The organism is Synechocystis sp. FACHB-383 (genome assembly GCF_014698605.1).
Taxonomy (GTDB): Bacteria; Cyanobacteriota; Cyanobacteriia; order Cyanobacteriales; family Microcystaceae; genus Synechocystis; species Synechocystis salina.
The window spans coordinates 132766-158295 of the sequence record NZ_JACJTJ010000029.1 but is presented as its reverse complement, the minus strand read 5'-3'; the positions used below and the strand labels follow the sequence as shown (position 1 = coordinate 158295).

Here is a 25530-nt window from a genome sequence, read left to right as displayed (position 1 = left end):
GGCTAGGTTAAAAAAGGCCTTAGCATTTTACCAGGCAGGGAAATAGTCTGATTCTCGGTGGAACTAATTTTGGTTCCTTTCCCAGCTACACCTTAACCCCAACGGACTTTTGGGCGAAGAGACGGGATTCCACCTGTTCACAGATGTGGTGGTAGGTCATCAAATGCACTTCTTGGATGCAGGGGGTATTTTTATCGGCAATGAAGAGGGGATAGTCGGCAAATTCCTGGAACAAACCGCCGTTATTACCAGCCATGCCAATGGTGTGCAAACCCCTATCCTTGGCACATTTCAGTGCATGGAGCACATTGGTGGATTTGCCAGAGGTGGATAAACCCCAAAGAACGTCCCCCGGTTGCCCTAAAGCTTCCACCTGGCGGGAAAAAACAATGTCGTAGGTATAGTCGTTGCTGACAGAAGTGAGGATGGAACTGTTGGCAGTTAAGGCGATCGCCGGTAGGGCTTGGCGGTTGAAATGGAAACGGCCGACAAACTCAGCGGCCAGATGTTGGGCATCGGCGGCGGATCCCCCGTTACCGCAGATGAGCAATTTGTTGCCTGCCTGGAATCTTTGGCAAATCAGGTCCACCACGGCCTCAATGGCTGTGCAATAGGATTGGTCAAAAGCCTTGGCAAGGGACTGTAATCGCTGTTCAACCCATTCAGACATAGTAAATCCTCATTTTCAAAGCCTGAAGCAACAAGCAAAATCTAGCTTCGACTTTTAGGGACTCCCATTACCGCAAAAAAGTGGCAGGGGCCAAAATATAGTTCCTCATCTTAATCGAGGGAGGCAAAAATTGGCTAATGTTAAAGGGGTTGGCGTTTGGTCACTGGGGACGATTTTCCCTCATCCTAGGGTGAGCAGACAGTGATTTGAGATTTTTATGTGGATTATTTATAAGGAATTTTCCTTTGAGGCGGCCCACCAATTGCCCCACCATGAAGGAAAATGTCGGCGTTTACATGGCCACAGTTTTCGGGGACGGGTTTACGTGGCCAGCGATCGCCTCAAAACCACTGGTTCAGAAACGGGTATGGTGATGGATTTTAGTGTGCTCAAAGCCCATTTAGACCCCTTGGTGAAAAACTACCTCGACCATTATTTCCTCAACGAAAGTCTCGGCTTGGAAAGCCCCACCAGTGAGGCGATCGCCGCTTGGATCTTTGCCAAGTTAGAAGAAGCTGGGGTACCGGGGTTACATTCGGTGGAAGTGCTGGAAACCTGTACCTCCGCCGCCCGTTACTTCTCGCCCCGCCTGTCCACATTTCTCTGATTTTGGTAATCCCTGTCATCGGGGGGGGGGACAGCGCCTAGGGCTCTAGATGGCACAACAAAACCCTTACATAGTTGAGCTTTACGAGTGTTTTATGCATATCAAGCCGCTGTAGAATTTGCTGTAAGTGCCTATTATGCTTGGTTAATCAACACTGGTAAACCCGAGAAAAAGACCAAGCTCCAGCTTGCCGAACTGGAGGGAGCAATTACAAAGAAAAATTTTATACTTTTGGGATATGTCCCCATTTTCTTGGTGGAAGAAAAACCAAATATCTAGGGCAAAAAATTTAGGGTAAAAATAAACTTCATTGTCGATCTGCAGGAAAACTGCCCATGCAATTAGATTGAAATCGATATAAATTGACCCCGGTTAGCCAACCATTGCTTAAACTAGGGGAAAGTACTAAGTTGAGTGAAAAAAATTGTCAGCCTTAGGCATTTAGCGGAATTTTGATAGGATTTCGCTCCTTTGAGGCATTCTGAAACTAGCATTAGTCACCACTGTTGTTGTTTGTTGAACCGTTATCTCCGCCGCCCCCGCCATGGTCTTACCCTCCGATTCCCCCGAATTTAGCCTTTCCCCCTTTGAACAAGCCCTCATTGAAGCGGGTTATCTTTCCCTTTCTCAAATTCATCAGGCTTTAATGGAGACTCGCCGCACCGGCATTGCTCTGCCGACGTTGGTGGAAACAATGTTGGGGGAATCTTTGCCCGACGAACTACATCGTCAGTACCAAGCTCAACAACAGTTTGCCCTCTCGGTGATCCATGGGGTGAAATTTTTTGACCAACATCAGTTGATGACCCTGGCCAACACCGAGGAGATCGCCAGTTTACTGAACCGTTACTTTCCTTTGCCCGTCTGCCGTCAGTATGGTTTTTTGCCTCTACATTATCGGGAAGATCCCGGTGCATTGTTGGTGGTGATGGTGGACCCCAGCAGTAAGGAAGCAGGTCAATTTTTGCAACGGCAATTGGCCCCCCATAGTCTTACCCTGCGGCGGCGGGGGGTAACTAGGGAAGATTTTGACAATTTAATTGACCAGCTTTACCACGATCCGGAAGTGCAGGCTGCCCTCAGCGCCCACGACCAAACGGCGATCGCCGAAAATCCCTACGATGGCAAGGCAACGGTGGTGGAAGTGACGGAAATAATTGAGGATTTGCCCCAACAAATCGCCGCTCTACAGAATACTCCCCCGGTTGCTCCCCCCACTGCTCCGCCGGTCAGTGCCGTAGGGGAGAATGTATCTGTTCCGACCTCAGATACCAAAGCCGAAGGGCCAGAAGTTAAATTAGCCAATAAGATTCTTATTCTGGGCTTACGGGAAGGGGCCAGCGAAATTCATATTGATCCCCAGGATAATCAGGTGCTAGTGCGGATTCGCAAGGGCGGTAATCTGTGTATGTTGCTCGAACCCTTGCCCAGGGAATTAGGACCCAAACTGGTCACTAGGCTGAAAACCATGACCCATTTGGACACCAGCCAGACCAATGTGCCCCAAAAGGCTCGCATCCGCAAAAGTTATAACGGCCAGTCGGTATTTTTCTACGTCAATATTCTCCCCAGTTTTTACGGCGAAAAAGTACTGGTGCGGGTGGTGCCTTCCCTAGAAAAATTGCCCGATTTTACCCAACTTTGTGGCGATCGCCAGGGCCAGGAAAGTTTGCAAAAATTAGCTGAGCAATCCCAGGGTTTAGTGGTGGTGATCGGGGCGGCTTATGGCGGCAAAACGACCACCATGGAAGCTTTTTTGGGAAAACAGTTGGAACAGGATCGTGCCGTCGCCCTGGTGTCCGATCCCCTGGTTCATATCTATAAAGACATTAATCAGTTAGAGATTAACCTCCAAAAGGACTTTACCGGCGAGAAGGCAGTGCAGTCCCTCCAGGAGCAGTTCCCCCCTGTGGTGGCGGTGGATCCCTTGGAAGATCAAGAAACTGCCCAGGCTTTGACCCAGGCCCTCAACCAAGGACGTTTAGTTTTCACCTCCGTTATTGCCAAAGATGTGCCCTCGGCGATCGTCCAGCTGCAGGAATGGTTTGAACCGGCAGTACTCGGACAACACCTCAAGGGCATTGTTTCCCAGCGACTAGTGCGGCGGGTGTGTCCTGCCTGTCGTTTGAAGGGGGAGGTGACACTGGAAGAGCAACAGCGTTTTGGTTTGCCTGCGGGGCCCATTTATCGGGCTAACAGTTTGAGTGTGGAGCTAATGGCCCAACCCATGATCAAAAGTCGCCTCTGTCGTCAGTGCCATGGCCTGGGTTACGCTGGCATGACAGGGGTATTTGAGGTGGTGTCGGTCACTCCTGAACTCCAACAGTTGGTCAGTGGCCCCTGCTCCCATGAAGAAATTATCAACGGTCTTAATCAAGCCGGTATTGCCAGTCCCGCCCGGACGGCGATCGCCTTAGTGAGTCAGGGAGTTACCACCCTCGAAGAAGTAAACCGACTTTTTCCCCAACTGCCCCAGCAACTATCGCCCCAAACCTCCCCCACTGCGGCTAGTATTACGGCTCCACCCCCAGTTGCCCCCCCCGCAAGTCAACCTCACCCAGGAGAAAGTGTGCCCCCCAACGACCAATGGTGGCAACGTCTGCAACAACTGGAAAAATCTGTGCAAGAGCTTAACCGTGCCCTGGCAGATTTGAAAAAAATGGCGGGAGATCGCCCTTCTGCCCCCCGACCCCATACCGCTCCCTCCCATCCCCCATCTGCTTCTGGCCCCAACTTAGACCTGATGGCGGAATTGCAAGCCCTAGAGGATTTATCCGCCCACAAAAAGCCCAAGGTGAGGGATAGACATGACCAGAACATTACCGTCATGGAAGGCTTTGATAAAATTGAAGAATTATTAATCGACGAATTGGAGCCACTGTCCGCCGTCTCCCCTCATGCTGGGGAAGAAACCTTCATTGCGGAAGAAGAAGCCAATTCCCCAGAACAAAGTAAACTCAATCCTTTCAAGTCCGTGATTGACCCTTGGTAATCCAGGCACTATTTCTTCGCAGATGGCAAAGGCTGGAAAAAAATTCTGCCCATCCAAAGCAAACACACCAGGAAATAACCGGTGCTGATCAGGCCATTCAGGTACATCAGTCTAAATCCTGCCAATTCCCCCGTCCCCTGGCCAGTACCCCAGAGCAGTAAATACAGACAGAGCCAGCCCAGGGTTAACTGCAATGACCGACGGCTCAAGCGGCGACGTTGACGATGATACTCATGGTCAGCCCAACCAGGTTGGTCTGGTTGGCGCAACTGCCAGAGGGACGGTAATATGCCCACTACGGGAAGCAGATATAAACAAAGTTGTAGGCGCATCAGTTTCGTGTCGGCAAAACGATCTTCGTTCACTCTGATTTTCCATCCTGCTTGCGAGCCCAGCTTGACCGGCGCTGACTTTTCCATTAACCCTAACCTTGCTGAATTTGTCCATGGCCTCCACCCCAAACTCCGTAACCCTCTACACCGATGGCGCTTGTTCAATGAATCCTGGCCCCGGTGGCTATGGCGCAGTAATTCTCTACGATGATGGTCGCCGGGAAGAACTATCCGCCGGTTATAAAATGACCACCAATAACCGCATGGAAATTATGGGGGCGATCGCCGCCTTGAGTCACTTACCGGAACCGTCCCAGGTATTGCTCTACACCGATTCCCGCTATATGGTCGATGCCATGAGCAAGGGTTGGGCCAAGAAATGGAAGGCCAAGGGATGGCAAAGAAATGCCAAGGAAAAGGCCAAAAATCCCGATCTCTGGGAAACGATGTTAGCGCTGTGTGAAAAACACCAGGTTACGTTTCAGTGGGTCAAAGCCCACGCTGGCAACAAGGAAAATGAGCGGTGCGATCGCCTAGCGGTGGCCGCCTACCAAAATGATCCCAGCTTAGTGGACGAGGGCTTCGGTAAATTCTAGGGGCCAAAAGTACATCAAGTCCCATCCTGTGCCTAGGCTTTGCCAACCCAACGATTTCCCTTTAATGGCAAAGGAGGGAAATTTCTCCATGGACAATTTTCAGCACTAGGGCAGGTTTGCTTCCTTCCCCATGTCATTATTCTGCCAAAAAAGTTTGCTGTTAACATCAATCTTGTGTGTTATATGTTGGTTAAACAACATCTAGTAGGTTTCCCAATGGCAACGCTAGAAGCCCCCCCCCATAGTCTCCAACACCAGGAAATTCCCCCCAGCCATCGTATTTTGGTTGTTGAAGACGAAGTTTCCATCCGTGAAACCATTGTCCTCTCACTGCAGGAAGAAGGTTATGAAGTCTATGCAGTGGACGATGGCCGCGACGCTTTAGCCCTGTTGCAAGAATTTAGCGAAGACCCAGGCCAGGCCGCCGTTGACTTGATCATTCTCGACATCATGCTTCCCCAGGTAAACGGTTTAGATGTGTGTCGTAGTTTGCGCTTTGGTGGCGATAACACTCCAATTTTGATCGTCAGTGCCAAGGGCAGTGAAATGGAAAAGGTCACTGGCTTGGAGGTGGGGGCGGATGACTACATCACTAAGCCCTTTAGCATGAGAGAATTAGTCGCCCGTTGCCGAGCCATGATCCGTCGCCAAGGCCTGGCCGGTAACAGCATTGCCCCATTCCGTAAATTTCGAGACTTGGTGCTTTATCCCCAGGAATGCCGGGTGTTAATGCGGGGAGAAGAAGTCAATCTAGCCCCGAAGGAATTCCGCCTGTTGGAATTGTTCATGAGCTATCCCCGTAGGGTCTGGTCCAGGGAACAGTTAATTGAACATATTTGGGGCATTGATTTTATGGGAGATAGCAAAACGGTGGATGTCCATATCCGCTGGCTGCGGGAAAAGCTAGAACAAGATCCTAGTCAGCCGGAATACTTAGTTACCGTGCGAGGTTTCGGCTATCGTTTTGGTTAATCTTAGGGCGTAATTTTCCGGTATCTGACACTGTGGGCCCATGGCGATCGCCCTAGTTTTGGGGTCAATGTCAGCAAATGTATAACATTACACCAAACGACTTCAGGTTTTCTGGTGTAAATCTGTTACAATGTCTTTACAAATAAAAAGGGTCTGACCACCGTTCCCCATCTGCAGGCTGTGTTTACAGAATTTGCTGATCATTGCCTGGTTTAGTCCCTACCCTACATCCTTTGGACTCGAACTCAGTCAATAGTCAGTTAATCCCTAGTAATTAATTTATGGGCCAAACGCCAACGATCGCCATTAACCACTTAGGTTGCGAAAAAAACCGGATCGATTCGGAACATATGCTGGGACTGCTGGTGGAAGCCGGCTACCAGGTGGATGCCAACGAAGAATTGGCCGACTACGTCATTGTTAATACTTGTAGTTTTATCCAAGATGCCCGCCAGGAATCGGTGCGGACCTTGGTGGAATTGGCTGAAGCGAAGAAGAAAATTGTTATTTCCGGTTGCCTGGCCCAACATTTCCAAGAGCAACTGTTAGAAGAAATCCCCGAAGCAGTGGCTGTGGTGGGCACAGGGGATTACCAAAACATTGTTGATATTATCCGGCAAACGGAACAGGGCCAAAGGGTCAAAGCAGTTTCTGCTAATCCTAGTTTCATTGCCGACGAACATTTACCCCGTTATCGCACCACCAACGAGGCGATCGCCTATCTACGGGTGGCGGAAGGTTGTGATTATCGCTGTGCCTTTTGCATTATTCCCCAACTGCGGGGTAAGCAACGCTCCCGTCCCATCGAATCCATTGTGGCCGAAGCTCAGCAATTGGCCAGCCAGGGAGTAAAGGAATTAATTCTCATCTCCCAGATCACCACCAACTACGGTTTGGATTTGTATGGGGAGCCAAAATTGGCGGAACTATTACAGGCCCTCGGCAAAGTCGATATTCCCTGGATTCGCATTCACTACGCCTATCCCACTGGATTGACCCCGAAAGTGATCGAGGCGATCGCCACTACGCCCAACGTCCTACCCTATTTGGATTTGCCCCTGCAACACTCCCACCCGGACATTCTCAAAGCCATGCATCGTCCCTGGCAAGGTCAGGTCAATGACGACATTATCACCAAGCTCAAAACCGCCCTCCCCGACGCTATCTTGCGCACCACCTTCATTGTTGGTTTTCCGGGGGAAACGGAGGCCCATTTTCAGCATTTGTTAGACTTTGTCCAGCGCCACCAATTTGACCATGTGGGAGTCTTTACCTTTTCCCCAGAGGAAGGCACCGCCGCCTTTGACCTGCCCAACGCTGTGCCGGAAGAGGTAATGGGCGATCGGCGGGATCGGTTAATGGCCCTGCAGCAACCCATTTCTGCCCAGAAAAATGCCGCCTGCTTGGGACAAACCCTAGATGTGCTGATTGAACAGGAAAATCCCAGCACCGGGGAGTTCATTGGCCGAGCATCCAGATTTGCCCCGGAAGTGGACGGTCTGGTCTACGTCAAAGGGACCGCTAACTTGAACGAAATTATGCCTGTGACCATCACCGCCACCGACGACTATGACCTCTATGGTCTAACCGCCGAGGAGGCTAGGGTTTTTTAGCTAATTGAACTAAGGGGATGGACTGGCTGTGTTATTGACGGTTGGTTCCCAGCCATTCCCGCAAAATTTTTAACTTTTAATTATTTGCCCACTAAACCGTCTTTTGTTACCTGAAATTATTTAACTTTTCCATGACTAATACCTTGACTAGTACTTTTGCCGACCTTGGTCTTTCTGAAAAACGTTGTCAACTCCTGGCCGACATTGGCTTTGAGTCCCCCACCCAAATTCAAACCGAAGCCATTCCCCTCCTGCTCAGCGGCCGGGATATGTTGGCCCAGTCCCAAACGGGTACCGGTAAAACCGCCGCCTTTGCATTGCCGTTGATGGACCGCATTGATCCCGAGGGGGATTTGCAAGCCTTAATTTTGACCCCCACCCGGGAGTTGGCCCAACAGGTGGCGGAAGCGATGAAGGACTTTTCCCACGAGCGCCGTCTGTTTATTTTGAATGTGTATGGTGGCCAATCCATCGAACGACAAATTCGCAGCCTAGAGCGGGGGGTGCAGATTGTGGTGGGTACCCCAGGGCGAGTTATTGATTTAATTGAGCGCAAAAAACTGAAATTGGAAACCATCCAATGGGTGGTGCTAGATGAAGCGGACGAAATGCTAAGCATGGGCTTCATTGACGATGTGAAAACTATCCTGCGTAAAACTCCTCCTACCCGTCAGACGGCTTGTTTTTCCGCCACCATGCCCCGGGAAATTAAAGAGTTGGTCAACCAATTTTTGAACGATCCCGCTCTGGTGACCGTTAAACAAACCCAATCCACCCCCACTCGCATTGAGCAACAGCTTTACCATGTACCCCGGGGTTGGTCTAAGGCCAAAGCGTTGCAACCGATTTTGGAAATGGAAGATCCGGAATCCGCCATTATCTTTGTGCGCACCAAACAAACCGCCGCTGACCTGACCAGTCGTTTGCAAGAAGCGGGCCATAGCGTGGATGAGTACCACGGCAACCTGAGCCAGTCCCAACGGGAGCGCTTGGTGCATCGTTTCCGGGATGGCAAAATTAAGCTGGTGGTGGCCACGGACATCGCGGCCCGGGGCTTAGATGTGAATAACCTCAGCCATGTGGTTAACTTTGATTTGCCCGATAACGCTGAAACCTATATCCACCGCATTGGCCGCACCGGTCGGGCTGGTAAAACCGGCAAGGCGATCGCCCTGGTGGAACCCATTGACCGTCGTTTACTGCGCTCCATCGAAAATCGTCTCAAACAACAGATCGAGGTTTGTGCGATCCCCAACCGTTCCCAGGTGGAAGCCAAGCGCATTGAAAAACTCCAAGAACAACTCAAGGAAGCCCTCGCCGGTGAACGAATGGCCTCGTTCTTACCCCTGGTGCGGGAACTGAGCGATGAGTATGATGCCCAGGCGATCGCCGCTGCAGCCCTGCAGATGATCTATGACCAGAGTTGTCCCCATTGGATGAAAACCGATTGGGAAGTGCCTGAAGTCGACTTCAACAAGCCCGTTCTGCGTCGTAACCGTGGTGGTGGCGGTGGTCAAAATAAGGGTGGGGGCTACCAAGGTAAACCGGGTAAACCCCGTCGCTCCAGTGGTGGCCGTCGCCCTGCCTACAGCGATCGCCAACAGTAAAAAATGGTCAGATCGGCTGGTTGAAAAAAACGAAGCTGGGTTAATGACTCGCTAAAAAAATCACTCCTCCAGAATGTGAATCCTGGGGGAGTTTTACTGTGACCAATGATTGACTCCCAGGGGAGAAATTGACTAACCCATGGCTAGGGATAAAAAGCGAGTTGGGGTAAGCCCAAGGATTCTTCCCAACCCATCATTAGGTTTAGGCATTGCACCGCCTGCCCTGCCTGGCCTTTGACCAAATTATCAATGGCGGAAAGGACAATGACCCGCCCAGTACGGGGATCCACTTCAATGCCGATGTAGCAAAGGTTAGTGCCCCAGGCCCATTTGGTTTGGGGGTAAACCCCGTGGGGCAGAATTTTCACAAAGGGGGAAGCCCGGTAAAAAGCACTGTAAATGGTGATCAGATCATCCCGCACTAACCCCGGATCACGCAGGGTGGCATAAACGGTGGCTAAAATACCCCGCACCATGGGGATCAAGTGGGGGGTGAACTGGACTTGCAATTCCGTACCAGCTAAATCACTGGCAATCTGCTCAATTTCAGGGGTGTGGCGGTGTTTGGCAACCCCATAGGCCCCCAAAGAACCCTCCGCTTCCGCTAGGAGCATATTAACTTTTGCTTCCCTTCCTCCCCCAGAAGTGCCGGATTTGGCGTCAATGATGGCGGTTTCAGGCACAATGAAACCCTGTTTGAGCAACGGGGAAAGGGCCAGCAAACTAGCGGTGGGGTAACATCCGGGGCAACCAATTAGTTGGGCATCCTTAATGGCATCCCGATACAATTCCGGCAGGCCGTAAACAGCTTGGTTATTGGTGGCTTGGTCCTGGCGATCTTTTTTGTACCATTCCGTATAGGTGTTGAGGTTACGGAAACGGTAGTCCGCCGACAGGTCTAAAACTTTACAACCTTTGGCCAATAATGCCGGGGCCATGTCACAGGCCAAACCGTTGGGCAAACCAAGGAATACCGCATCACAACGATCGGCGATCGCCTCTAGGTCAATGGGTTCAATGGTGAGATTTACCCGGTGGGTTAAATGGGGATAAAGGTCACTGTAGGGCTTCCCTGCGCTACTGTGCCCCGCTAGGTAGGTCAATTCCACCTGGCGATGTTCTAAAAGTAAACGTACTAACTGAATGCCGCCATAGCCTGATGCGCCAATGATACCGACTCTAGCTTTTTCATTCCCCATGGTTCTCAAGTCTCAAATAATGCCAATAGATTGGTGAAATTGGTGTGTTGGCTGAATTTTAATATCAAAATTGCCCAATGGCGAACTTGATCCCTGGTTTTGCCAAGATTTTTTCTGGGATCTCCCTGCCTGGATAAATTGCTGGACTCCCCTGGGGAACGGTCAACTTTGCGTACAATGGCTAGACGGGGGTTAAGCCCGACCATTAAAGGGTTTAACTCTGTCCTACTTTGCGTCTTTTTTCCCATGGGTTACATCGCCGTCGTTGACTATGATATGGGCAATCTCCACTCCGTCTGTAAGGGTTTGGAGAAAGTGGGGGGTAATCCCCTCGTCACGGACCAGGCCCACGTTATTGATGCTGCCACGGCCATTGTTCTGCCGGGGGTAGGTTCCTTTGATCCGGCGGTGCAACATTTACGGGAAAGGGGCTTGGAAGATGTGCTCAAAACGGCGATCGCCAAGGGGACTCCTTTTTTGGGGATTTGTTTAGGTTCCCAACTGCTATTTGACAGTTCCGAAGAGGGCCAGGAAAAAGGGCTCGGCATTATCCCTGGGCAAGTCAAACATTTCCGTTCTGAGCCGGGATTAACCATTCCCCACATGGGCTGGAATGGGCTGGAATTAAATCAACCGGATTTATGCCTCTGGCAAGCTTTGCCCCCGGACCCCCAGGTGTATTTTGTCCACTCCTACTACATGGCTCCCCTTGATCCTCAGGTAGTTGCCGCTAGCACTACCCACGGCAGTCAGACCATCGCGGCGGCGATCGCCAAAGATAATGTGATGGCAGTGCAATTCCACCCGGAAAAGTCCTCTACCCTGGGACTAAAAATTTTGGCTAACTTTGTTCAGAAGGTGCTTTGAGCATATTTAGCCCTACCAAGTGTCGTGGTTGGTCACAGTTGCCTGTAATTTTTCCAACACCTCCGTTACAGGAATTTCTCCCAATTCCCCCGAAGCCCTGGTGCGGATATTGAGGACATTGGCCTCGACTTCCTTCGCTCCCACCACCGCCATAACTGGGATTTTTTGCTTTTCCGCATTGCGAATCATTTTCCCTAGGCGATCGCCACTGGTATCCACTTCGGCCCGCAAACCAAGGGCTTGCATTTGTTTGACCACTGACTGGGCAAAGGGTAAAAACTCATCACTCACCGCCAGCAAACGCACCTGAATGGGAGCTAACCAGAGGGGAAAATCCCCTGCATACTCTTCAATCAAAATGCCAATTAACCGTTCCAGGGAACCAAAGGGGGCGCGGTGAATCATCACAGGTCGTTGACGGGAACCATCGGCGGCAATGTATTCCAAATCAAACCGCTCCGGCAAGTTGTAATCTACCTGCACGGTACCCAGTTGCCATTCCCGTTCCAGGGCATCTCGGAAAATGAAATCCAGTTTAGGACCGTAGAAAGCCGCTTCCCCTGGGGCTTCAAAGTAATCCATCTCCAATTCCTGCACTGCCCGACGAATGGCTCCCTGGGCTTTGTCCCACGCATCATCGGAGCCAATGTATTTATCGGACTCCGGATCCCGAAAAGAGAGGCGGGCTTTAAAATTCTTCAGTTGCAAACTCTTGAACACGGTCAGAATCAGATCCACCACGCTCAAAAATTCTGCGTCCAACTGATCCGGGGTGACAAATAAATGGGAATCATCCACCGTAAAACCCCGCACCCTGGTTAATCCCCCCAGTTCCCCCGATTGCTCGTAGCGATAGACGGTGCCGAATTCCGCTAACCGTAGGGGCAAATCCCGATAGGAGCGCAGTTCACTCTTGTAAATTTGGATATGGAAAGGACAGTTCATCGGTTTGAGCACAAAGCCCATTTCCTGGGCTGCTTCCTCCGCTGATTCCGCCATCATGGGGAACATATCTTCATGGTATTTTTGCCAGTGCCCCGATTGTTTGAACAAGTCTACCCGGGCAATGTGGGGGGTAACTACGGACAAATAGCCCCGCTTAACTTGTTCCTGTTTGAGAAAATCCTCCAAAATGGTGCGAATAATTGTGCCTTTGGGAGTCCAGAGGGGTAAACCGGGGCCTACGGGGTCGGAGAAGATAAATAATCCTAATTCTTTACCAAGTTTACGGTGGTCCCTTTTGAGGGCTTCTTCCTTGCGCCGTTGATATTCTGCCAACTGTTCTGGGGTTTCCCAAGCAGTGCCATAAATTCTTTGCAGTTGGGCGTTATTGGCATCTCCCCGCCAGTAAGCTCCCGCCACACTTTCGAGGGCGATCGCCTTGGGGTTAATCTCCGCAGTATTTTCTAAATGGGGCCCGGCACAGAGGTCCCACCATTGATCCCCCAGATGGTAAAGGGTGATGGGCTCATGGATACTGGCAAGGATTTCCAATTTGTAGGGTTCTTGGATCGCCTCAATCCTTTGTTTGGCCTCCTCTCGACTGAGTTCTTCCCGCATCACCGGCAATTTTTTATTAATTATCTTCACCATCTCCTTCTTGATTGCTTTCAAATCCGCCTCGGTGAAGGGTTCTTCCACATCAAAATCGTAGTAAAAGCCCGTCTCTGTCCAGGGGCCAATGGTTACCTGGGCTTTGGGAAAAAGTTTCTGTACCGCCATGGCCATGATGTGGGAGGTGGTGTGGCGGATTTTTTTGAGATTTTCCGACTCACTGGTGCGGGGTAAGGCAATGGTATCGGGGGAAACGGGGGGTTTGGCCATGGATGATGTTTACAAAAAATGTTCAAACGAAGGAATTTAGCCCCCTCCCATGATACTTGATCTGCTCCCGCCCCCCATCGTTCTGGGCATTGCGGCTCGATTAGAGGGAGGATGTCGCCCATGGGAAAAGGTTATAATCCAAGGCGTTTGTTTTCCTTCATGCCTGGTTTTGCCGTGTCCTACGCCATTGATTTTGGTACAACCAATACCGTCATTGCCCGCTGGAATGAAGTAACCCGTCAAGGAGAGTTAATTGACTTGCCCTCCCTGAGTCGTCCCCTAGGGGATAGTGGCCCCTTGCTTCCCAGTTTGCTCTATGTGGAAAATGCGGCCCTCGGCCAGGTGGCGATCGCCAGGGAAGTGATGGATCAAGGCCAGGATGTTCCCACGGATAGCAGGTTTTTTCGCAACTTTAAGCGGGGTATTGGGGCGGCGGTGCAAGGATTTTTACCCCAATTGGATGGCTGTACCTTATCCCTGGAGACATTGGGACAGTGGTATTTAAATAAATTAATCCGAACCTTAACGGCGCAGGAAGGCAAAGGGCCCGATTGTTTGGCCTTAACGGTGCCGGTGGACAGCTTTGAATCCTATCGCCATTGGCTGAGCCACACCTGTCGCAGTTGGGGAGTGGAGGAGATACGCCTTGTGGACGAACCGACGGCCGCCGCCTTGGGCTACGGGGTGGGGGATGCCAACCAAGTCTTGGTGTTAGATTTTGGTGGGGGCACAGTGGACTTTTCCTGGGTGCAGTTGGGAGAAAAGACCGCAAAAAGCCGGGCAGGATTCCTGCTCAAATGGGGGGATGTGCTTGGGGGCGGCAAAACTGGGGAAAAATCTGCCCTTGCTAAGGTACTGGCCAAAGCAGGGGCTAATTTGGGCGGTAGTGACATTGACTATTGGATTAGTGAATATTTTACCCAGGCCCAAGGTTTACAGGTTTCCCCCTGGATTAAACGTTTAGCGGAGCGGCTCAAAATTGCCCTGGCCCAAGCGGAAGAAGCCACAGAAGTTTACTTTGATGACCAAGCCCTAGAATCCTATGAGTTTCAACTGCGGCGATCTGACTTAACAGAAATCCTCCAGCAACGGCAATTTTTCGACCGGCTAACGGCCCTGTGGGAACAGGTGCAGCAAGTGGCCCAACGACGGGGTTTGACTCCCGCTGACCTAGATGCAGTGCTGGTGGTGGGGGGAACTAGTCAGTTACCCATGGTGCAAGATTGGATTAACGCCCAATTTCCCGCCAATAAAATTCGTAATCAACAACCCTTTGGGGCGATCGCCCTGGGAGCGTTGCAAATTTACCAAGGCCGGGAGGTGCAGGACTATCTCTACCACAGTTACGGGGTTCGGTATTGGAATCGCCGTAAAAATAGCCATAATTGGCACCCAATTATCAAAAATGGGCAAGCTTACCCCATGGTCGAACCCATTGAATTAACCCTAGGGGCTTCCCTGGATAATCAGCCCAGCATTGAACTAATTGTGGGGGAGTTGGGGTCTAGCATTGGGGCCACGGAGGTGTACTTTGACGGGAATCAGTTAATCACTAGGGTTTTGGAAAACCAAGAGTTCACAGTCCAGCCCCTCAACGACCGCAATGGGGCCAGGCAAATTGCCCAACTGTCTCCCCCTGGCGTCCCCGGTGGCGATCGCATTAAGGTCAAATTTTGGGTGGACGACCAGCGTTATCTACGGCTTACCGTGGAGGATTTGTTGCAGCAAAAATTGTTACTGGAAAATCAAGTGGTGGCCCAGTTGCGTTAACTTTGGGTCAATTTTTCTCTCAAGCAACACTGTTCCAGTCAATACCATGCCAAAACAAAAACCGATTCCAGGCGATCGCCAAGATTAGGGTAAAATGTTCTACCCAAAGTCGAGGCCAAATTTTTTATGATCACCACCGATGTCGTCATTATTGGGGCGGGGCACAACGGCCTAGTCTGTGCGGCCTATCTGCTCCAACGGGGCCTGGGGGTGACGTTACTAGAAAAGCGGGAAGTGCCTGGGGGCGCGGCCACCACAGAAGCTCTCATGCCGGAGCTATCCCCCCAGTTTCGCTTTAACCGCTGTGCCATTGACCACGAATTTATCTTTCTGGGGCCAGTGTTGCAGGAATTAAATTTGTCCCAGTACGGTTTGGAATATTTATTTTGTGACCCCAGTGTTTTTTGTCCAGGATTGGACGGTGAAGCTTTCATGGCCTACCGTTCCTTAGCTCAAACCTGTGCCCACATTGCCACCTATAGCCCCAGAGATGCGGAAAAATATCAGCAATTTGTCAATTATTGGACGGATTTACTCACCGCTGTCCAGCCCGCCTTTAATGTCCCTCCCCAGGCTTTACTAGACTTAGCCCTCAACTACGGTTGGGAAAATTTAAAATCTGTGTTGGCGATCGCCGGGTCGAAAACTAAAGCGTTGGATTTTATCCGCACCATGATCGGCTCCCCAGAAGATGTGCTGAATGAATGGTTCGACAGTGAACGGGTGAAAGCTCCTTTAGCTAGATTGTGCTCGGAAATTGGCGCTCCCCCATCCCAAAAAGGCAGTAGCTCCGGCATGATGATGGTGGCCATGCGCCATGGGGAGGGCATTGCTAGACCCAAAGGAGGCACTGGAGCCCTAACGGAGGCCCTGGTTAAATTGGTGCAGGCCAAAGGGGGAAAAATTCTCACCGATCAAACCGTCAAACGGGTATTGGTGGAAAACAACCAGGCGATCGGGGTGGAAGTGGCCGGCGGCGAACAGTACCGGGCCCAAAAAGGCGTTATTTCCAACATTGATGCCCGGCGTCTATTTTTGCAATTGGTGGAACCAGGCGCCCTAGCCAAGGTGGATCAAACCCTAGGGGAACGGCTGGAACGGCGGACGGTAAACAATAATGAGGCCATTTTAAAGATTGACTGTGCCCTCTCCGGTTTACCCCAATTCACCGCCATGGCCGGGCCCGAGGATCTAACAGGAACCATTTTGATCGCCGACTCGGTACGCCACGTGGAGGAAGCCCATGCCCTCATTGCCCTGGGGCAAATTCCCGATGCTAACCCTTCCCTCTATTTGGACATTCCCACCCTCTTGGACCCCACCATGGCTCCCCCAGGCAAGCACACCCTGTGGATTGAATTTTTTGCCCCCTACCGCATCGCTGGATTGGAAGGGAGCGGGTTAATGGGCACAGGTTGGACCGATGAGTTGAAGGAAAAAGTGGCGGATCGGGTGATTGATAAATTGACTGACTATGCCCCTAACCTAAAATCCTTGATTATTGGTCGCCAAGTGGAGAGTCCCGCAGAATTAGCCCAACGGCTGGGGAGTTACAACGGCAATGTCTACCATTTGGATATGACCCTAGACCAGATGATGTTCCTGCGACCCCTACCGGAAATCGCTAACTATCAAACCCCCATCAAAAATCTTTACTTAACAGGGGCTGGCACCCATCCGGGGGGCTCCATCTCCGGTATGCCTGGTAGAAATTGCGCTAGGGTCTTTTTAAAGCAACAACGACGTTTTTGGTGAAGCGGAAAACTTAGATTGGGATGGCAATAAAGTCCCTTGTTTAGCCATGGGGGAGCATAGTAGGTGAAGCTCGACAAGATAAATGGTTTACCATGTTAGGCCTAAGCTTGCCCTTCGAAGGTCAGCCTTGAATCCTACTGTTATTTTCCTTTCCATACCATGGCCAGCGCCACCACTGCCAGTGCAGACCTCTACGAAAAAATTAAGGACTTCTACGACGACTCCAGCGGTCTCTGGGAAGATGTCTGGGGTGAGCACATGCACCACGGCTACTACGGTCCCCACGGTACCTATCGGATCGATCGCCGTCAGGCCCAAATTGATCTAATTAAAGAACTACTGGCCTGGGCGGTGCCCCAAAATAGTGCCAAGCCAGGAAAAATTCTCGATTTGGGCTGTGGCATTGGCGGCAGTAGTTTGTATTTAGCCCAGCAATACCAAGCAGAGGTGATGGGGGTGAGTCTCTCCCCGGTACAAGTGGAGCGGGCAGGGGAAAGGGCCAAGGCCATAGGATTGAGCTCAACCTGTCAGTTCCAAGTGGCCAATGCCTTAGCTTTACCCTTTGCTTCCGGCTCCTTTGACTGGGTCTGGTCGTTGGAAAGTGGGGAGCACATGCCCAACAAAGCTCAGTTTTTGCAAGAGGCCTGGCGGGTACTTAAACCTGGTGGCCGCCTGATTTTAGCTACCTGGTGTCACCGTCCCATTAATCCTGGCAATGGCCCCCTAACCGCCGATGAACGTCGCCATCTCCAAGCTATTTATGACGTGTACTGTTTACCCTATGTGGTTTCCCTGCCAGATTACGAGGCGATCGCCGGAGAATGCGGCTTTGGGGAAATTAAAACCGCCGATTGGTCTGTGGCTGTGGCCCCCTTTTGGGACCGGGTAATGGAATCTGCCCTTGATCCCAAAGTGTTATGGGCCCTAGGACAAACGGGGCCAAAAATTATCAATGCCGCCCTGTGTTTGCGGTTAATGAAATGGGGCTATGAACGGAGATTGGTGCGTTTTGGCTTATTAACGGGGATAAAGCCTTTAGTTTGAAGTCCACAATGTCCTAGGTAATTATGGAATTCGACTATCTTCATTTATACGTTGACGATTATCAGTCAGCCCATCATTGCTATCAGCACCAATGGGGTTTCATTTGCTTAGATAAAATCAACAATCAGGAGGGGATTACTGGCATTTATCAACAAGGGCAAATTCTGCTACTAATTTCTGCCCCTGCCCCTAGATCTGATTTCAGTAGATATGGTGATTACCTACAAAAACATCCCCCTGGCATTGGTGAGGTGGCATGGCAAATAGCAACAGAAAATTGGTCTACCTTTACCGCTCACCTAGAGCAAAAAAAAATTAAAACTAGCCCTATTAGGCATCTCCTGACTGGGGTAGAGGGATTGACTTTTGTGGCCTGGGGAGACGTGGCCCATAGCGTTTATCCCGCTCGTCCTTCCTTGAAAAGTCAAAAGTTCCATGGATCTAAGTTAACCACCATTGATCATGTGGTACTAAACATTGGAGCTGATCAATTCACCCAGGCCTCCCAATGGTATCAACAGGTGTTTAGTTGGTCAGTACAACAATGCTTTAGCATTAATACTTGCGATTCTGGGTTATACAGTGAAGCATTAATCAATGCTAATGGAAAAGTTCAGTTTAATCTCAACTGTCCGACTACAAATACCTCTCAAATAGAAACTTTTTTAGCTAATAATGGTGGAGCAGGCATTCAACACGTGGCCTTTGCCACCGACAATATTATTGAAACTGTCACCCATCTGCGCGGTCTGGGAGTAGAATTTCTTTCTATACCTCCTAGCTATTACAAACAACAACAGCAGTGCAATCACTTCCACAATAATTGTTTAAATTTGGATTGGGATAGCCTACGACGTCTGCAGATTCTCCTCGATGATCAGGAGAATACAGGTCAGCAGTTACTACTACAAATTTTTAGCCTGCCTTGTTACGGAGATGGTAGTTTATTTTGGGAAATTATTGAGCGCCGTCATCGAGCTAGAGGGTTTGGAGAAGGCAACTTTCAAGCTCTCTACGAAGCAGTGGAAGCCTTGGAAAAAAGCTTGGAAGTTTGACAATAGATAGTCTGAAAAGATTTACTAATGCTTAGTTTTTGATTATTCTAATCATTATTTTACTTTTATCATAAAATTAATTACCCTAGATATGCTTAAAACCATTGTTGCGGAGCAAAGACGGTTCTTTCGCCTTGGTAAAACTCAATCAGTGGGAGAAAGATTAAGCTTACTAAGCAAACTAAAAGCACAAATCCAAGCCCAGGAAGTGGAAATTACTGCTGCCCTTAAGCAGGATTTTGGTAAGCCTCCCTTTGAAAGTTATGTGAACGAAATTTTGGGAGTAATTAGGGAAATCAATTATTATCAAAAACATCTCCAGCAATGGTCTAAGCCTCAACGAGTGGGCGTTAATTTACTGGTATTTCCTGCCACAGCCCAGCTAAGACCAGAGCCCCTTGGTGTAGTTCTAATTATTAGCCCCTGGAATTATCCTTTTTATCTTTGTTTAATGCCCTTAATTGGGGCGATCGCCGCTGGTAATTGTGTGGTGGTTAAACCTTCAGAATATACGCTGGCCACTAGTGCAGTAATTGCTAAATTAGTTAAGTCCGTATTTCCCCCAGCTTGGGCCACGGTGGTGGAAGGGGATGAAACCGTTAGCCAACAATTGTTACAGGAAAAATTTGACCATATTTTTTTCACCGGTAGCCCGAGGGTGGGTCGATTAATTATGGCGGCGGCAGCGGGCCAATTAACCCCAGTTACGTTGGAATTGGGTGGTAAATCTCCCTGTGTGGTAGATAGGGAAATTAACCTACAGGAAACGGCAAAACGGATTATATGGGGCAAGCTGGTCAATGGGGGGCAAACCTGTGTGGCACCGGATTATTTGTTGGTGGAGCAATCCTGTCTAGATCAACTTTTGCCAGCTTTACAACAAGCCATTAAGACACTGTTCGGGGAAAATCCGGCCCATAGTCCTAACTACACTCGCATTGTTAACCGACGACAATGGTCACGGTTAGTGGGTTTATTAAGCCATGGCAAAGTGATTACGGGGGGAGATTATAACGAAGGCGATCGCTATATGGCACCGACTTTAATTGTTGATCCGGATCTAAATTCCCCCTTAATGCAAGAAGAAATATTTGGACCCATCCTGCCAATTTTGACCTATGAAAACTTAGAGGAAGCAATAGATTTTATTAACGCTAAACCTAAACCGCTGGCGTTATATTTTTTCAGTAATAATCGACAAAAACACGAACAAATACTGCAATCTACTAGTTCTGGTAGTGTTTGTTTGAACGATATTCTCCTACATTTGACTGTGGCAGAATTACCCTTTGGCGGAGTGGGGGAAAGTGGCATGGGGCGCTACCATGGCAAAGCCAGTTTTGATACTTTTAGCAACCATAAAAGTATTTTACGTCGTCCCTTTTGGGGGGAAACTAATCTCCGTTATCCTCCCTATGGTAAAAAGATGAACTTGATTAAAAGATTTTTCTCCTAGGTTAAGCCATGGCTGTTCTTCCCCAACTGAGTATTATCATTCCTGTCTTTAATGAAGCAAAAATTTTACAAAAATCCTCAGGCGATAATAGCAAGGAATATTTGGGACAATTTATCCAGGATCAACGGATAGAAATCTTAATTATTGATGGGGGGAGTGGCGATCGCACGGTGGAGTTATGCAAAAATTATGCTGATCGTTTGCCTTTACAGGTTTTTTCTAGCCCTCAACCAGGGCGAGCAAACCAAATGAATTACGGTGCCAGTTTGGCCCGGGGGGAATGGCTGTTATTTTTACATTTGGACAGTATTTTACCTAGGGATTTTTTTGCCCAAATAGCTCAAATATTAAGCAATTCCGATTACATAGCCGGGGCTTTTAGGTTGGCCATTGATCTGCCCGGTAGACCCTATCGCTGGCTAGAAAAATTAATTCTTTGGCGCTCCATTTACGCCCAACGGCCCTATGGCGACCAAGGTTTGTTTATTCGGCAACGGGATTTCCACCGGCTGGGGGGCTTTGCCGATTTACCGATTATGGAAGATTACCAATTTATGCAAAAACTGGGAAAACAGCAGGGCAAGGTGGCGATCGCCGAGGGCAAAGTGATTACGTCTGGAAGACGGTGGCAAAAGCTAGGACTGGTGCGGACTACGGCCATTAACCAGGCGGTGGTGGCGGGCTACCATCTGGGTGTTTCCCCTCACACTTTGGCCCATTGGTACCGGGGGGCAAAACCGAATCGAGGGAACCGGCCAAACTCCGACGGGACTTCTTGTTAGAGTAAGTTAGTTAGGGGTAAAGCTGGGGCGGTTTGGTCAACTCCATGGCAAGTCCGGGAAAATTTTTCCAGGCTTTGCTCCAGGGCGGCAGTTTCAGGTCACAGGAGGGACACTTGTATGGCATCAACGGATTTCAAGGACTATTACCAGATTTTAGGGGTGGGCAAAACCGCTTCAGAAGCTGACATTAAAAAACAGTTCCGTAAATTGGCGCTGAAATATCATCCTGACAAGAATCCTGGGGATAAGGCAGCGGAGGAAAAGTTTAAGGAAATTAGCGAAGCCTATGAGGTGGTTTCCGACCCGGAAAAACGCAAAAAATATGATCAATTTGGTCGCTATTGGCAACAGGCCGGAGCCGCGGGGCAACCCGGTGGGGGTTATGGCCCAGGGAATGCCGGCGTGGGAGTTGATTTTGGTGGCTTTGACTTTAGCCAGTACGGTAATTTTGACGAATTTATCAATGAGCTATTAGGGCGTTTCAATACCCCCGGTAGCGGTCCCAGAACTTCCTATGGTTATTCCACCGGCGGCCCTGGTTTTAATGATTTTGGTGGTTTTGGCAATGCCCAGGCCCCCGCAGGCGATCGGGAAGCAACCCTACAGTTAAACCTAGCGGAAGCTTTTCGGGGGGTGGAAAAGCGCCTCAACTTGGGGGAAGAAATGGTCACAGTGCGCATTCCTGCTGGAGCCAAAAATGGTAGTCGAGTGCGGGTCAAAGGTAAGGGCATGGCCAATCCCTATGGCCAACGGGGGGATCTATACCTTAATTTGCAACTGACCTCCCATCCCTTTTTCCAATTTGAAGGGGATAACTTGGTCTGTGAATTGGCGATCGCCCCTGATGAAGCGGTGTTGGGAGCCGACATTGATGTGCCCACCCCCGATGGCATGGTGCGGATGAAAGTACCGGCCGGGGTTAAATCTGGCCAATCCCTACGGTTAAAGGGCAAAGGTTGGCCCAACCCCAAACAGGGCCGGGGCGATCAGTTGGTGCGTCTAGTCATTACTGCTCCGAAAAATCCCAGCGCCATTGAACGGGAATGCTACGAAAAAATCCGGGCGCAACGGACCGAAAATCCCCGCCAAGCGGTGGAAAAATACGCCAACCTATTTGGGTAAAATTCGGCTAACAATGCCATGGGCCAAGGTATCACTGGTTTTGATCCTAGTCTTTACGTCTATCTGCAAAGCATTAGTGCAGAGGAATCGGTGTATCTAGCCCAATTGCGGCGGGAAACAGCCCATTTACCCGGTGCCCCCATGCAAATTAGCCCAGAGCAAGCCCAATTCCTTGGTTTGTTGATCAGTTTAACCGGAGCAAAACAGGTACTGGAAATTGGTGTTTTTCGGGGTTACAGTACCTTGGCTATGGCCTTACAACTTCCCCCCGATGGTCAAATTATTGCCTGTGACCAAGACCCCAACGCCACGGCGATCGCCAAGGAGTATTGGCAGAGGGCGGGGATGGCAGAAAAAATTGATTTAAGATTGGGGTCCGCCTTGGCAACGTTGGAACAGTTGGCTGGGATCAAGCCGTTGCCTCAATTTGACCTGATTTTTATTGATGCCGATAAACGTAACTATCCCCACTATTACGAAGCTGGCTTGAAACTACTGCGGCCAGGGGGATTGGTAGTTATTGATAATGTACTCTGGCACGGAAAAGTAGCCGAGGTTGATCCCCAAGAACCTCAAACCCGGGTTTTGCAAGAATTTAATCGTGACCTGGCCCGAGATGCACGAGTACAAATCGGTGTGATTCCCCTGGGGGACGGTATGACGTTGGCTGTTAAAAAATAGTAGGCCTCTTCCTGTCCGGAAATGCTGATGGTTGCGGGTTCCAGATTTATAACCCTGGTCTATGCTGACGATTAGCAATCTTGATGCAATTCCCCTTCCTTTTCCATGGCTACTACCCTCCCTTCCCCTGCCCGTTTTGTCCATGGGCTCCGTTTTGATAATCTCCGGGGGGACATTTTCGGCGGTATCACAGCGGCGATCGTTGCCCTTCCCCTAGCTTTAGCCTTTGGGGTTGCTTCGGGGGCTGGCCCCATTGCGGGACTATATGGCGCCATTTGTACGGGATTTTTTGCCGCCCTTTGTGGGGGAACTCCAGCTCAGATTAGTGGCCCCACGGGACCCATGACAGTGGTAATGGCCTCCACCTTTGCCAATTTAACTGCCAGCAATCCAGAAAATGGTTGGGCCATGGCCCTGACAGTGGTGATGTTCGGCGGCATTTTCCAGGTGCTTTTGGGGCTATTTGGTTTGGGGAAATATATTACCTTTATGCCCTACACTGTCATTTCCGGTTTTATGTCCGGCATCGGGGTAATTATCATCATTTTGCAAATTGCCCCCTTATTGGGACACCAAACGGCCCCTGGGGTAGTGCGCTCCCTGGAAGCTCTTCCTACCTATATCAATGATGTTAATTTTGCCGCCTTTAGTTTGGGCTTAATTGCCCTGGCGATCGTCTTTTTTTCTCCGCCCCGTGTTAACCGGATTTTGCCCGCTCCCTTAATCGCTCTGGTGGTGGGGACAATAATTTCGCTCATTTTTTTCGGAAATGTATCCCTGCCTCGTATTGGGGAAATTCCCTCCGGTTTGCCCAGCCTTCATCTGCCCTATCTCAGTTGGGGGAGCTTAAAACAAATGTTGCTCTATAGCATCATGTTGGCGGTGTTGGGTTCCCTAGACTCTCTATTAACTTCCCTTGTGGCGGATAACATCAGCCGTAGTCACCATGACTCCGACCGGGAATTGGTCGGCCAGGGCATTGGCAATCTTGTTTCCGGTCTATGCGGCGGTTTGCCTGGGGCTGGGGCCACCATGCGGACGGTAATTAATATTAATTCCGGTGGTAAAACCCCCATTGCGGGCATGATCCATGCGCTGATTTTGTTAATTATCGTCCTTAAAGCGGGGCAGTTGACGGAACCTATTCCCCATGCCGTCTTAGCGGGCATCCTGATCAAAGTGGGCATCGATATTGTTGATTGGAGTTTCCTCAAACGGGCCCACCAACTTTCCACGAAGGGGGCGGGGTTAATGTATCTGGTGTTGGGATTGACCGTGTTTGTGGATTTGATTACGGCGGTGGCGGTGGGGGTGTTTGTGGCCAATCTGTTCACAGTGAAAAATTTGACCGATATCCAACTCCAGTCGATTAAAAGTGTTACCCGGGGAGACGGGGAAGACTGGTTAGAAGAAGAGGAACAACAAATTTTGCGAGAAGCCAATGGCCGCATTTTTATGTTTCACCTCAGTGGTCCCATGAGCTTTGGGGCAGCCAAGTCCATTGCCCGCAGGCTAACCATTGTGGAAAATTACGATGTGCTGATCCTCGATTTGGCCACAGTACCCCGCCTTGGCATCACTGCCCTACTGGCGATCGAAACTATGCTCAAAGATGCATTAGCTAAGCAACGGGAAGTTTTTTTGGTGGGGGCTAAGGGTCAAGTCCAGGCTCGCTTGCAAAGGTTGCCGGTGTTGGCCCAACTATCTCCCCATCATCGTTTGGAAAGTCGTTTGCTCGCTTTACAAATGGCCGCCGCCTGTATCAATGTTGATTAGGCGTTTAATGGCTTTTGGGCTGGGGATTTATGTTTGGCAAATATCGACCCAAAAATCTTGATAACTGGCATTACCGTAATCTTTTTTGGTCAATTGTTTCATTACTGCTTTTTGCCATGTTTGTGAAAACGCAAATAGGAGGAGTTATTACTTCCGTCTTGTTTACGGTGACCATTCTGGTAATGGTAAAAAATATGGCCATCAGCTCTCTCTGGAAAACTTTTCTACGGGGACTTGTGGCGATCGCCTTGGGCTGTGATTTATTAACTTTATTGATTAGTAACCCAACCATTTCCCAAAGACTATTTACTTGGGCAGATATAGTCTATGCGGTGTTCTTCGGAGCGGCGGTGATTACCATTAGCCAACAATTGAACAAGGCCCAAAAAGTCGACCAAAATATTTTACTGGGAGCTATCAGTGTTTACTTACTGATTGGAGTCTTTTGGTTTTTACTTTACCGGATCTCCTATATTATCTCCCCTACCAATTTTAATGAATTACAAAGTGATGGAATTAACAATTTCGTCTTGCTCTATTTTAGCTTTACGACTTTGACCACCCTGGGTTACGGCGATATTCTCCCCACAGATTCCATTGCCATGGGATTGTCCAATATGGAGGCGGTTATTGGTCAAATGTATTCAGTGATTTTCGTTGCCCGCCTGGTTAGTCTCTACACTAACGATCTTAATCGTCACAACCAAACCCAGGAGAAAAAAGAATCCGACTAGGCACCCATGCGAGAAAATTCATCCCTTGGCACAATGGTAGAAGCGAAACCTAGCCCAAACAGTATCACTTAGCTCA

At 49.7% G+C, this 25530-nt stretch carries 22 protein-coding genes; 18 read left to right on the top strand and 4 right to left on the bottom strand.

Annotated elements, in window-relative coordinates; translation table 11 throughout:
• Nucleotides 1-85: 85 nt before the first annotated feature.
• On the bottom strand, nucleotides 86-670 hold the full coding sequence (gene gmhA / locus H6G45_RS07365; protein WP_190597805.1) for a D-sedoheptulose 7-phosphate isomerase: 585 nt from the start codon (nucleotides 668-670) through the stop codon (nucleotides 86-88).
• Between the two features lie 217 nt (nucleotides 671-887).
• Between gmhA and queD the strand changes: the two genes are divergently transcribed.
• From queD to H6G45_RS07350, 3 genes are all read left to right on the top strand, one after another.
• Complete coding sequence (gene queD, locus H6G45_RS07360) at nucleotides 888-1277, top strand: 6-carboxytetrahydropterin synthase QueD (protein WP_190597804.1); 390 nt, start codon at nucleotides 888-890, stop codon at nucleotides 1275-1277.
• A gap of 87 nt (nucleotides 1278-1364) precedes the next feature.
• Nucleotides 1365-1556, top strand: a complete 192-nt coding sequence (locus tag H6G45_RS07355) for a hypothetical protein (protein ID WP_190597803.1) — start codon at nucleotides 1365-1367, stop codon at nucleotides 1554-1556.
• A gap of 265 nt (nucleotides 1557-1821) precedes the next feature.
• Nucleotides 1822-4269 (top strand): GspE/PulE family protein, encoded by a 2448-nt coding sequence (locus H6G45_RS07350; protein ID WP_190597802.1) that lies wholly within the window; start codon nucleotides 1822-1824, stop codon nucleotides 4267-4269.
• An 8-nt stretch (nucleotides 4270-4277) separates the two neighbouring features.
• Here H6G45_RS07350 and H6G45_RS07345 read toward each other — a convergent pair whose 3' ends face one another.
• Nucleotides 4278-4634, bottom strand: coding sequence for a hypothetical protein (locus H6G45_RS07345; protein WP_190597801.1), 357 nt, complete (start codon nucleotides 4632-4634; stop codon nucleotides 4278-4280).
• Between the two features lie 80 nt (nucleotides 4635-4714).
• Between H6G45_RS07345 and rnhA the strand changes: the two genes are divergently transcribed.
• From rnhA to H6G45_RS07325, 4 genes are all read left to right on the top strand, one after another.
• Complete coding sequence (gene rnhA / locus H6G45_RS07340) at nucleotides 4715-5197, top strand: ribonuclease HI (protein ID WP_190597800.1); 483 nt, start codon at nucleotides 4715-4717, stop codon at nucleotides 5195-5197.
• 183 nt (nucleotides 5198-5380) lie between these two features.
• Nucleotides 5381-6169, top strand: a complete 789-nt coding sequence (locus tag H6G45_RS07335) for a response regulator transcription factor (protein WP_199309623.1) — start codon at nucleotides 5381-5383, stop codon at nucleotides 6167-6169.
• Between the two features lie 281 nt (nucleotides 6170-6450).
• A complete protein-coding gene (rimO, locus tag H6G45_RS07330) occupies nucleotides 6451-7782 on the top strand; it encodes a 30S ribosomal protein S12 methylthiotransferase RimO (RefSeq protein ID WP_190597798.1) in 1332 nt (443 codons plus the stop codon).
• A gap of 131 nt (nucleotides 7783-7913) precedes the next feature.
• Entirely contained in the window at nucleotides 7914-9389 is a 1476-nt protein-coding gene (locus H6G45_RS07325; protein ID WP_199309622.1) for a DEAD/DEAH box helicase, read from the top strand.
• Between the two features lie 143 nt (nucleotides 9390-9532).
• Here H6G45_RS07325 and argC read toward each other — a convergent pair whose 3' ends face one another.
• On the bottom strand, nucleotides 9533-10588 hold the full coding sequence (argC, locus tag H6G45_RS07320; protein ID WP_190597797.1) for an N-acetyl-gamma-glutamyl-phosphate reductase: 1056 nt from the start codon (nucleotides 10586-10588) through the stop codon (nucleotides 9533-9535).
• A 246-nt stretch (nucleotides 10589-10834) separates the two neighbouring features.
• Here argC and hisH point away from each other — a divergent pair, with 246 nt between their 5' ends.
• Nucleotides 10835-11455: an imidazole glycerol phosphate synthase subunit HisH gene (hisH, locus tag H6G45_RS07315; protein WP_190597796.1), complete on the top strand. Its 621-nt coding sequence runs from the start codon at nucleotides 10835-10837 to the stop codon at nucleotides 11453-11455.
• Between the two features lie 12 nt (nucleotides 11456-11467).
• Here the strand turns inward: hisH and thrS are convergent, their stop codons facing one another.
• Nucleotides 11468-13279 carry a threonine--tRNA ligase gene (gene thrS / locus H6G45_RS07310; RefSeq protein WP_190597795.1) on the bottom strand — a complete coding sequence of 604 codons (1812 nt, stop codon included), beginning with the start codon at nucleotides 13277-13279 and terminating at the stop codon, nucleotides 11468-11470.
• Nucleotides 13280-13453: 174 nt separating this feature from the next.
• Here thrS and H6G45_RS07305 point away from each other — a divergent pair, with 174 nt between their 5' ends.
• The 10 genes from H6G45_RS07305 (at nucleotide 13454) to H6G45_RS07260 (ending at nucleotide 25454) form a co-directional block, all read left to right on the top strand.
• On the top strand, nucleotides 13454-15049 hold the full coding sequence (locus tag H6G45_RS07305; RefSeq protein ID WP_190597945.1) for an Hsp70 family protein: 1596 nt from the start codon (nucleotides 13454-13456) through the stop codon (nucleotides 15047-15049).
• A gap of 126 nt (nucleotides 15050-15175) precedes the next feature.
• Nucleotides 15176-16804, top strand: coding sequence for an NAD(P)/FAD-dependent oxidoreductase (locus H6G45_RS07300; RefSeq protein ID WP_190597794.1), 1629 nt, complete (start codon nucleotides 15176-15178; stop codon nucleotides 16802-16804).
• Nucleotides 16805-16963: 159 nt separating this feature from the next.
• Complete coding sequence (locus H6G45_RS07295) at nucleotides 16964-17848, top strand: methyltransferase domain-containing protein (RefSeq protein WP_190597793.1); 885 nt, start codon at nucleotides 16964-16966, stop codon at nucleotides 17846-17848.
• Between the two features lie 23 nt (nucleotides 17849-17871).
• Entirely contained in the window at nucleotides 17872-18903 is a 1032-nt protein-coding gene (gene hppD / locus H6G45_RS07290) for a 4-hydroxyphenylpyruvate dioxygenase (RefSeq protein ID WP_190597792.1), read from the top strand.
• A 91-nt stretch (nucleotides 18904-18994) separates the two neighbouring features.
• Nucleotides 18995-20359 (top strand): aldehyde dehydrogenase family protein, encoded by a 1365-nt coding sequence (locus H6G45_RS07285; protein ID WP_190597791.1) that lies wholly within the window; start codon nucleotides 18995-18997, stop codon nucleotides 20357-20359.
• Nucleotides 20360-20367: 8 nt separating this feature from the next.
• The gene (locus tag H6G45_RS07280; RefSeq protein WP_190597790.1) at nucleotides 20368-21141 is read left to right on the top strand and encodes a TIGR04283 family arsenosugar biosynthesis glycosyltransferase; all 774 of its coding nucleotides are present in this window, start codon (nucleotides 20368-20370) and stop codon (nucleotides 21139-21141) included.
• A gap of 117 nt (nucleotides 21142-21258) precedes the next feature.
• Nucleotides 21259-22263 (top strand): J domain-containing protein, encoded by a 1005-nt coding sequence (locus H6G45_RS07275; RefSeq protein ID WP_190597789.1) that lies wholly within the window; start codon nucleotides 21259-21261, stop codon nucleotides 22261-22263.
• A gap of 18 nt (nucleotides 22264-22281) precedes the next feature.
• Complete coding sequence (locus tag H6G45_RS07270) at nucleotides 22282-22944, top strand: class I SAM-dependent methyltransferase (RefSeq protein WP_190597788.1); 663 nt, start codon at nucleotides 22282-22284, stop codon at nucleotides 22942-22944.
• Between the two features lie 105 nt (nucleotides 22945-23049).
• Nucleotides 23050-24720, top strand: coding sequence for a SulP family inorganic anion transporter (locus H6G45_RS07265; RefSeq protein WP_190597787.1), 1671 nt, complete (start codon nucleotides 23050-23052; stop codon nucleotides 24718-24720).
• Nucleotides 24721-24836: 116 nt separating this feature from the next.
• A complete protein-coding gene (locus H6G45_RS07260) occupies nucleotides 24837-25454 on the top strand; it encodes a potassium channel family protein (RefSeq protein WP_228017012.1) in 618 nt (205 codons plus the stop codon).
• Nucleotides 25455-25530: the final 76 nt, after the last annotated feature.